The sequence below is a fragment of the Geodermatophilus sp. SYSU D00965 genome, assembly GCF_054050075.1.
This window is the reverse complement of the sequence record NZ_JBJGYQ010000028.1, coordinates 55211-64360: the sequence shown is the minus strand read 5'-3', so window position 1 is coordinate 64360 and position 9150 is coordinate 55211. Positions and strand designations below refer to the sequence as shown.

Sequence of the window (9150 nt, the reverse complement as noted above, 5' to 3'; positions counted from 1 at the left end):
CCCCCCCCCCCCCCCCCCCCCCCCCCCCCCCCCCCCCCCCCCCCCCCCCCCCCCCCCCCCCCCCCCCCCCCCCCCCCCCCCCCCTGCTGGTCGTGCTGTCGGTCAGCGCAGGACTCAGTTCTCTGCGGACTTCTCGGCGGAGTCCATCGACTCGCCGCTGCCCTGGTCGACCGGCTCCGGGACGACGTCGCCCTCACCGGTGCCCGCCTCGGCCGGGGCGGACTCCTCGCGCTCGATGCCGGCCTCGGCCTCGGCCTCGGCGAGCTCGGCCTCGAGGGCCTCGGCGGTCGGGGCGGCCATGACGTTGACGACCAGCGCCTCGGGGTCGCCGTGGACGGTCGTGCCGGCCGGCAGGGAGAGCTCCGCGACCGTCACGCCGTGACCGGCCTCGCGACCGGTGACGTCGACCTCGACGGTCTCGGGGATGTGGGTGGCCTCGGCCTCGACCGAGATGGTGTTCAGCTCGATGCTGACCAGGGTCTCGGGAGCGGCGTCGCCCACGACGTGCACCGGCACGTCGACGGTGACCTTCTCGCCCCGGGCCACGACCAGCAGGTCGACGTGCTCGTGGACGCGGGTCAGCGGGTCGCGCTGCACGGACTTGGTGAGGGCCAGCTGCTCCTTGCCGTCGAGGACGACGGTGATCAGGGCGTTGTGACCGCCGTTGCGCAGCGCCGCGGCGAACTCGCGGGCCGGCAGGGACAAGTGCACGACGTCCTGGCCGTGCCCGTACAGGACGGCGGGGATGCGGCCGGCCCGGCGGGTGCGGCGGGCGCTGCCCTTGCCGAACTCGGTGCGGGCCTCGGCGACGAGGCGGAAGTCAGCCACGGTGGTGTGCTCCTCGGGAGGTGGATCGGTTCTGGAGCCGGCACACGGCGCGGCACACCTCGCAGGGCACACGCACGTCGATCACGGAGTCGGACGAACCGCTCCCTCGCCGGGCAACTCAGCCAGGGTACCCCAGCCCCCGAGCCCGCCGTCCCGGCCCACCGACCTCGCCTCGTGGCCGCGAGAGCCGCGGTACAGCGCGCGTCCCGCGGCAACGCGGCGGGTCTCGCCGGACGGGGCTCGACGCAGCAGGGGACGGCACCCGGCCGCGGTTGGAGCCCGGACAACGACAGTGTCAGCTCGCGCCGTCGAAGAGTGAGGTCCCCGGACCCGCCGGCCCGGGGCCACCGACCTCGCCATGTGGTCGCCGGAGCCGCGCTACAGCGCGGGTCCGGCGACAACACCGCGGCTCTCGCCCGTCGGGGCTCGACCAGCAGGGGACAGCACCTGGCCGCAGTGCGGTCCGGAGGACCGCGATGTGCTCAGCTCGCGCCGTCGAAGAGGCTCGTCACCGAGCCGTCCTCGAAGACCTCCTTGATCGCCCGGGCCAGCAGCGGGGCGATGGAGAGCACGGTCAGCTTGTCGAACTGGCGGGCCGGCTCGATGGGCAGCGTGTTGGTCACGATGACCTCGCTGACCCGGCTGTTCTTCAGCCGGTCGACCGCGGGGCCGGACAGCACGCCGTGGGTCGCGGTGACGATGACGTCGGCCGCACCGGCGTCGAACAGGGTCTCGGCGGCCTTCACGATGGTGCCGCCGGTGTCGATCATGTCGTCGACCAGGATGCAGACCCGGCCCTCGACCTCGCCGACGACGCGATTGGCCTTGACCTCGTTCGGGCGCATCGGGTCGCGGGTCTTGTGGATGAAGGCCAGCGGGACGCCGCCGAGCTTGTCGGTCCACCGCTCGGCGACCCGCACCCGGCCGGAGTCGGGCGAGACGACGGTGATGTCCCGCTCGCCCCACCGCTCGCAGACGTGCGACACCAGCAGGTCGAGGGCGAACAGGTGGTCGACCGGGCCGTCGAAGAAGCCCTGGATCTGCGCGGTGTGCAGGTCGACGGTCATCAGCCGGTCGGCGCCGGCGGTCTTGAACATGTCGGCGACCAGGCGGGCGGAGATGGGCTCACGGCCGCGGTGCTTCTTGTCCTGGCGGGCGTAGGGGAAGAACGGGGCCACGACGGTGATCCGCTTGGCCGACGCCCGCTTGAGGGCGTCCACCATGATCAGCTGCTCCATGAGCCAGGTGTTGATCGGCGCCGTGTGGCTCTGCACCACGAAGGCGTCGCAGCCGCGTACCGACTCCTCGAAGCGGACGAACAACTCGCCGTTGGCGAACTCGTAGGCCGCCGTCGGCGTCGGGGTCACCCCGAGGTGCCCGGCGATCTCGTCGGTCAGCTCCGGATAGCCACGGCCGGAGAACAGCATCAGGCTCTTGCTCGGTGTCTGCCGGATGGCGCTCATCGGCTCTGCTACCCCTGTGATCGAAGTTCGTCGCCGGTCGCCGCTCTACTCGGACCCCGTCGTCCCAGTGTCGGGCGCTGTCTCGGCCCCTGCATCCCCGGCCGCCTCCGCGGCCTTGGCGGCCGCCGTCCCGGGACGGCGTCGCGCGACCCAGCCTCCCACATTCCGCTGACGTGCCCGTGCGACGGCCATCGCCCCCGGTGGGACGTCGGTGGTGATCACCGACCCGGCGGCGGTGTAGGCGCCGTCCCCGACGGTGACCGGGGCGACGAGCATCGTGTCCGAGCCGATGCGCACGTGGTCGCCGACGGTGGTGTGGTGCTTGGCGACGCCGTCGTAGTTGACGAAGACGGTCGCCGCGCCGATGTTGGCGCCCCGCCCGATGGTGGCGTCGCCGACGTAGGACAGGTGCGGCACCTTGGAGTCCTCGCCGACCTCGACGTTCTTGGTCTCCACGAAGGCGCCGACCTTGGCGCCCGCGCCCAGCCGGGTGCCGGGCCGCAGGTAGCTGAACGGCCCCACGGTGGCCTCCGGGCCGATGACCGCGCCGAGGACGTGCGACCGCACGACGCTGGCGCCCTCCCCCACCGCGGTGTCGCGCAGCGTGCTGTCCGGGCCGACGACCGCGCCGGCCGCGACCGAGGTGCTCCCCTGCAGCTGGACGCCGGGCTCGAGCACCGCGTCCGCCTCGACGGTGACGGTGACGTCGACCCAGGTGGTCGCCGGGTCGACGACGGTGACGCCGGAGCGCATCAGGTCGTCGAGCAGCCGGTCGTTGAGGGTGCGCCGCCGGGCGGCCAGCTCGCGGCGGTCGTTGCAGCCCAGGACGTCGACCGGGTCCTCGGCGCGGGCGCCACCGACGCGGGCGCCCTCGGCGACGAGCAGGCCCAGGACGTCGGTGAGGTACTGCTCACCCTGGTCGTTGTCCTCGCCGAGCCCGGCCAGGGACCGGCGGAGGGCCGTGGCGTCGCCGACGTAGACGCCGGCGTTGATCTCCCGGATCGCGCGCTGCTCGTCGGTCGCGTCGCGCTGCTCCACGATCGCGGTCACCACGCCGTCGGCGTCCCGGACGATCCGGCCGAGGCCGGTGGGGTCGTCGACCTCGGCGGTGAGGACGGTGAGCACGTTGCCCGCGGTGCGGTGCGCGTCGACCAGCGCGCCGATCGTCTCCGGCCGCAGCAGGGGCGCGTCCCCGTTGACGATCAGCACCGGCCCGTCGACGTCGGGGACGGCGTCCAGCGCGACGGCCGCGGCGTGCCCGGACCCGCGCTGCTCGGCCTGGAACACCGGCCGCGCGTCGGGCGCGACCGCGGCGAGGTGCTCCTCCACCTGCTCGCGGCCGGCACCGACGACCACGACGGTGTGCGCGGCCGACAGCGGCGCGGCGGCGGCCAGCACGTGCCCGAGCATGCTGCGCCCGCAGAGGCCGTGCAGCACCTTGGGCGTGGAGGACTTCATGCGGGTGCCCTGACCGGCGGCGAGGACCACGACGGCGGCGACGGTCGGTGCGGGTGGAACGGTCACGGGTCTCCTCGTGCCTGGAGTGTCACGGTGCGCAGAGCTCAGGGCTGCATCGCTGGGGGACTCGGACTCGAACCGAGACTTCCCGGCTCCAAAGGCCGGCGGGCTGCCGATTACCCCATCCCCCACTGCTGGCGCCGCCGGTCCCCCGGCGGCACGGACGCCGGTCGGCGTCCCCCTGGAGACTAGGGTGCCTCCTCCGCAGCGGTACCGGCCGCCCGCCCGCCTACGGCCACGCGACCGGGCGACGTCGCGGCCCCCTCAGCCGACCAGGCGGGCTCCCGACACCGGCCCGTACACCGCCCGGACGGTCCGGTAGACGCCCTCACCGGCCAGGACGGCGGCCAGCCGCACCGCCGTCTCCTGGTCCTCGGTCAGCGCGGCGATCGTCGGGCCGGACCCGCTGACGATCGCGCCCGCGGCGCCCGCGTCGGTGGCCGCGCGCAGCCCGCGGCGCAGCGCCGGCCGCAACGACAGCGCGGCCGGCTGGAGGTCGTTGGCGAGCGCGGCGGCCAGCGCGGGCACCGGACCGCTGCGCAGGGCCGAGATCACCGGCTCCACCGGGTCGAGGTCCTCCCCGTCGGGGACCCGGCCCTCGGCCCGCAGCCGGTCCAGCTCGGCGTAGACGGCGGGGGTGGACAGGCCCTCCCCGGCGATGCCGAGCACCCAGTCCCAGCGCTGCCGCGCGAGCACCGGGGACAGCTGCTCGCCGTGCCCGGAGCCGAGCGCCACCCCGCCGTGCAGGCTGAACGGGACGTCGCTGCCGAGGCGGGCGGCCAGCGCGGCGAGCTCGCCGCGGGTGGCGTGGGTGCCCCACAGCGCGTCGAGGGCGACCAGGGCGGCCGCGGCGTCCGCACTCCCCCCGGCCAGGCCCGCGGCGGCCGGGATCGACTTGTCGATGGCGATGGTGGCGTCGGCCGGCACCCCGGCGCGCTCGGCCAGGAGCTCGGCGGCGCGCCAGACGAGGTTGCGGCGGTCGGTCGGCACCGCGTCGGCCCCGGCCGTCCCCTCCCCGGTCACGGTGACGGTGAGGCCCGTGCCGGGGCGCACGGTCACCGTGTCGAACAGCGAGACGGCGAGGTAGACGGTGCGCAGTTCGTGGAAGCCGTCGGACCGCAGCGGCCCGACGCCGAGGTGCACGTTGACCTTGGCCGGCGCTCGCGCCACCACCGCGCCGTCCCCGGCCAGCCGGCCCGGTCCGCCCGGCGAGGACCAGCTCATGCCGGGTCGCCGGGCTCGGTCGCGGCCAGCCGGGCGAAGTCGCCGACCGACAGCTGCTCGCCGCGGGTCGCCGGGTCGATGCCGGCGGCACGCAACCGGGCCTCGGCGGCCGCGGGACTGCCGGCCCACCGCGCCAGCGCCGCGCGCAGCCCCTTGCGGCGCGTGGCGAAGGCGGCGTCGACGACGGCGAAGGTGGCCGCCCGGTCGCCCGGCGGCGGTGGCCGGCGCACCAGGGAGACCAGCCCGGAGTCGACGTTGGGCTCGGGCCAGAACACCCGGCGCCCCACGTTGCCCGCGCGCCGCACCTCGCCGTACCAGGCTGCCTTGACCGACGGCACGCCGTAGGCGGGGGCCCCGGGGGCGGCGGCCAGCCGCTCGGCGACCTCGGCCTGGACGAGCACGAGGGCGCGGCGCAGCGTGGGCAGCAGCTCGAGCAGGTGCAGCAGGACGGGCACTGCCACGTTGTACGGCAGGTTGGCGACCAGCGCCGTGGGAGGTGGGCCGGGCAGGTCGCGGACCCGCAGCGCGTCGGCCTCGACGACGGTCAGCCGGTCGGCCAGTGCGGGCAGCCGCTCGGCCACCGTCCGCGGCAGCCGGGCGGCCAGCCGGGGGTCGATCTCGACGGCGGTCACGTGCGCGGCCACCGGGAGCAGCCCGAGCGTGAGCGAGCCGAGCCCCGGCCCGACCTCGAGCACGACGTCCTCGGGGGTCAGCTCGGCGGTGCGCACGATCCGCCGGATGGTGTTGGCGTCGTGCAGGAAGTTCTGCCCGAGCGTCTTGGTGGGACGCAGCTCGAGCTGCTGGGCCAGGTCGCGGATCGCGGCCGGGCCCAGCAGCTCGGAGGCAGGCTCGGGGGGAGTGCTCAGGTCGGTCCGATCAGCTGAAGAGGCGGGGACCGCAGTGCGGCCACTGGCCGGCCCCGGAGCGCTCGTAGAGGATCTGCGCCCGGCGGGTCTGCTCCTCGGCCGACGCGGCGGCGGGGTCGCCCGACCCGCCCACGGCGGCCCAGGTCGCCCGCGAGAACTGGTAGAGGCCACGGTACGTGCCGGTCGAGCTCACTGCGTCCGGCCGGCCGCCGGACTCGCACTTCGCCAGCGCGGCCCAGTTCAGCCCGTCGGCGGTGGCCGGGATGCTGCCCGACGGGGCCGGGCGCTCCTTGGTGCCGACGGTGACCTCCTCGTCGACCGGCTCGCGGGTGACGGTGGTGGCGACCTGCTCGCGGGCGGTCTCGACGCCGTCGGTGACGGTGACCCGGTAGGTGGTGGCCTGCTCGCCCTCCACGCCGGGCTTGGTCACGGTGCGGTCGCCCTCGTAGGCCTCGGCGTCCTTGGTCTCGACCGTGCCGTGCGGGATGGCCGTGGTCTCGGTGACCTCGTTCACCTGGACCCGGAAGACCTGCACGCGCATCCGGTCCATCAGCGCCTGCTCGGCGTAGACGCTGGTGCGGTCGGTCTCGGCGAGGCTGACGCCCTGCTCGGCGAGCAGGTCGCCGGCGGTCGCCGCCGTCGTGGTCACGACCCGCTGCTGGCCGTCGACGACGAGGGTGACGTCCTTGGGCGTGGTGATCGACAGCTCCATGCCGTCGAGCGGGAGGCGCTCGCTGCGGCTGGCGGAGACCTGCAGGTCCTCGGCGCGGTAGCCGAGCTGGTCGAGCGCCTCGTCGACCGACAGCGCGGTCACGTAGACCTCGCTCTCGACGCCGTCCACGGTCAGCTGCAGGGGCCGGGCCCGGTTGACGACGACGGTGTCGCCGTCGGCCACGGTCGCCCCTGCGTCGGGGAGGACGACGTCGTGCGCCTGGGTCTCCAGCCCCTCCTCCTCGAGCACCTCACCGACGGTGTCGGCGTAGGTGCTCACCTCGTGCGCCTGCCCGTCGACGGTCAGCGTCAGGGACTTCTGGGCGGCGTAGTAGGCCACGGAGCCGCCCACGAGTCCGAGCAGGACGAGGGCGAAGAGGGCGAGCTTCAGCGATCGGGGCACGACACTTCCAGGGGTCACGGAACCCGGGCAGAGGGCCGTCCCGCACCCCGGACGGCCGCCGATCAGGAGGGGAGCTCCCGGTCGGTCCGACGCCGCCCGGGTCGGTCCCCACCCCGGCTGGTCACGACACGATAACGACTGGTGCCCGTCTGGCGACGGGGCGAGAGCAGTCAAGCAGAGCGTCGACCTGACGACATGTGGGCACGCCGACACGCACAGTCAGCGACGTGCCGCGTGGGACGGGTGTGACGGATGCGCTGAGTGAGGTGCGCGCGGTGAGCAACGCCACAGTGTGGCGCCGCCCGCGACGGGGCAGCGCCGGCGGCCTCAGCCGGCGAGCGCGCGGTCCCGGGAGCGCACCGGCCGCAGCCAGGTGAGCAGGAAGACGGCGACCGCGAGTCCGGCGGCGAGCCCGGCGAACCCGCCCGCGACGAGCGCCACGGGGAGCAGGTCGACGCCCTCGGTGACCCGGTCGCCCAGATCGATGCCGGCGGCCAGCAGCAGGGTCCCCAGCGGCAGCAGCGCCAGCACGCTGGCCGCGGCGGTGACCAGGTGCGCGGTCCAGGTGCGCAGCGCCTCGTCGACGGGGACGTCGGCACCCTCGGCCGGCAGCGGGCGGACGATCGCCCGGAGCAGCGCGATCTCGGTCAGCAGCCAGGTGAGCAGCGGCACGACGAGGGCGACCCAGCCCACGGAGTCGGGCAGGCTGTCGCGCTGCCACATCAGCACGGTGGTGAGGACCTCCGCGGCGACCACCGCCCGCATCGTCCAGACCAGCAGCGGGGAGATCTGCTCGGAGCGCCGCGGCCGCCGCGCCGGGGAGCTGAGCCGCCAGCGCGGCCGCGGGCGGGTCACCTCGGCCAGGACGACGCCGACCAGCAGCCCGATGACCAGGGCCGGCGCCCACAGGAAGACCGACGCCTCGGCGAACAGCACGATGCTGACCCCGATGCCGACCAGTCCGACCAGCCAGCCCAGCGCGCGGATGCGGCGGCCGTGCTGCGCCTGGCGCTGCAGCGTGGCGGTCCCCTCCGGGGTCGGCGTCGCGAAGTCCACGGCGGCGCCCGCGACGGCGCGACGACCGGCGGCCAGCGCCCAGGCGCGCGCGAGCAGGACACCCGGGACCAGCACGGCGATGAACAGCACGACGGCGATGAGGCGGCCCACGCCATCAGTGTCCACTCTTCTCCTGGGAGCGGGAGAGCCGTCCTCCCCGCGCTCAGCGAGCAGCCGGTGCGCCGTCCTCCCAGGGTCCGAAGACCCGCTCGGCGGTGGCGGTGAGCGCGGCGCACAGCTGCGGCAGCTCGGTGCCGGTGACCTCGGCCAGCGCCCGGACGGTCAGCGGCACCAGCCGCGAGGCGTTGGGCCGGCCGCGGTGCGGCATCGGGGTGAGGAACGGGGAGTCGGTCTCCACCAGCAGCTGGTCGAGCGGGGTGAGGGCCGCCGCCTCGCGCAGGTAGCCGGCGTTGCCGAAGGTCAGCGTGCCGGCGAAGGACAGGACGTAGCCCCGCTGCACGCAGGCCTTGGCGAAGGCGGCGTCCCCGGAGAAGCAGTGGAAGACGGTGTGCTCGGGAGCGCCCTCGTCCTCGAGCACGCGCAGGATCTCCTCGTGCGCCTCGCGGTCGTGGATGACCAGCGCGACGCCGCGGTCCTTGGCGATCCGGATGTGCGCGCGGAACGACGCCTCCTGCGCCGCCCAGCCCTCGGGCCCGGTGCGGAAGCGGTCCAGCCCGGTCTCCCCCACCGCGCGCACCCGCGGCAGCCCGGCGAGGCGGTCGATCTCGGCCAGCGCCTCGTCGGTGGCCGCGCCGGCGCCGGCCTCGTTCGGGTGCAGGGCGACGGCGGCGAGCACGTTCGGGTGCCGGGCGGCGAGATCGGCCGACCACCGCGAGGAACCGACGTCCACCCCGACCTGCACCAGCCGTGGGACACCGACCGCCGCGGCGGCGGCGATCTCGGCGTCCACGGCGTCCTCGTCCGGACGGCGGTCGCTGTCGAGGGCGATGTCCAGGTGCGTGTGGCTGTCGACCGCCGGCGACGGCAGCGGCTCGGGGGACGGCGGCGGCTCCCCCCGCCGGTTGGCGCGGGCGGCGGCCGAGCGACTCACGCCGCCGCCTCGCTGGCGCTCGTCGCCGGC

The 9150-nt window shown here is 75.3% G+C and carries 8 protein-coding genes and 1 tRNA gene; all 9 read right to left on the bottom strand.

The genetic code is table 11. From position 1 onward, the window contains the following. Positions 1-114: 114 nt before the first annotated feature. The 9 genes from ACI789_RS21940 to ACI789_RS21900 all read right to left on the bottom strand — a co-directional run bounded on the left by ACI789_RS21940 (position 115) and on the right by ACI789_RS21900 (position 9120). Entirely contained in the window at positions 115-828 is a 714-nt protein-coding gene (locus ACI789_RS21940; RefSeq protein WP_457011560.1) for a 50S ribosomal protein L25/general stress protein Ctc, read from the bottom strand. A gap of 482 nt (positions 829-1310) precedes the next feature. After that, a complete protein-coding gene (locus ACI789_RS21935) occupies positions 1311-2291 on the bottom strand; it encodes a ribose-phosphate diphosphokinase (RefSeq protein ID WP_456917180.1) in 981 nt (326 codons plus the stop codon). A 45-nt stretch (positions 2292-2336) separates the two neighbouring features. Next, complete coding sequence (gene glmU, locus ACI789_RS21930) at positions 2337-3815, bottom strand: bifunctional UDP-N-acetylglucosamine diphosphorylase/glucosamine-1-phosphate N-acetyltransferase GlmU (RefSeq protein ID WP_457011559.1); 1479 nt, start codon at positions 3813-3815, stop codon at positions 2337-2339. Between the two features lie 52 nt (positions 3816-3867). Next, a tRNA-Gln gene (locus ACI789_RS21925) sits at positions 3868-3940 on the bottom strand. A 133-nt stretch (positions 3941-4073) separates the two neighbouring features. Further along, complete coding sequence (locus tag ACI789_RS21920; protein WP_457011557.1) at positions 4074-5033, bottom strand: 4-(cytidine 5'-diphospho)-2-C-methyl-D-erythritol kinase; 960 nt, start codon at positions 5031-5033, stop codon at positions 4074-4076. Further along, positions 5030-5761: a 16S rRNA (adenine(1518)-N(6)/adenine(1519)-N(6))-dimethyltransferase RsmA gene (gene rsmA / locus ACI789_RS21915; protein ID WP_457011556.1), complete on the bottom strand. Its 732-nt coding sequence runs from the start codon at positions 5759-5761 to the stop codon at positions 5030-5032. The genes ACI789_RS21920 and rsmA overlap by 4 nt, the downstream gene beginning before the upstream one ends. 148 nt (positions 5762-5909) lie before the next feature. Next, the gene (locus ACI789_RS21910; protein ID WP_457011554.1) at positions 5910-7013 is read right to left on the bottom strand and encodes a ubiquitin-like domain-containing protein; all 1104 of its coding nucleotides are present in this window, start codon (positions 7011-7013) and stop codon (positions 5910-5912) included. Between the two features lie 327 nt (positions 7014-7340). Further along, positions 7341-8180: a hypothetical protein gene (locus ACI789_RS21905; RefSeq protein ID WP_457011553.1), complete on the bottom strand. Its 840-nt coding sequence runs from the start codon at positions 8178-8180 to the stop codon at positions 7341-7343. Between the two features lie 52 nt (positions 8181-8232). Next, the gene (locus tag ACI789_RS21900; protein WP_457011551.1) at positions 8233-9120 is read right to left on the bottom strand and encodes a TatD family hydrolase; all 888 of its coding nucleotides are present in this window, start codon (positions 9118-9120) and stop codon (positions 8233-8235) included. Positions 9121-9150 lie beyond the last annotated feature (30 nt).

Coding starts and splice junctions, on each gene's coding strand:
- ACI789_RS21920 (WP_457011557.1), bottom strand. CDS start 5,033: ATGAGCTGGTCCTCGCCGGGCGGACCGGGCCGGCTGGCCGGGGACGGC.
- ACI789_RS21935 (WP_456917180.1), bottom strand. CDS start 2,291: ATGAGCGCCATCCGGCAGACACCGAGCAAGAGCCTGATGCTGTTCTCC.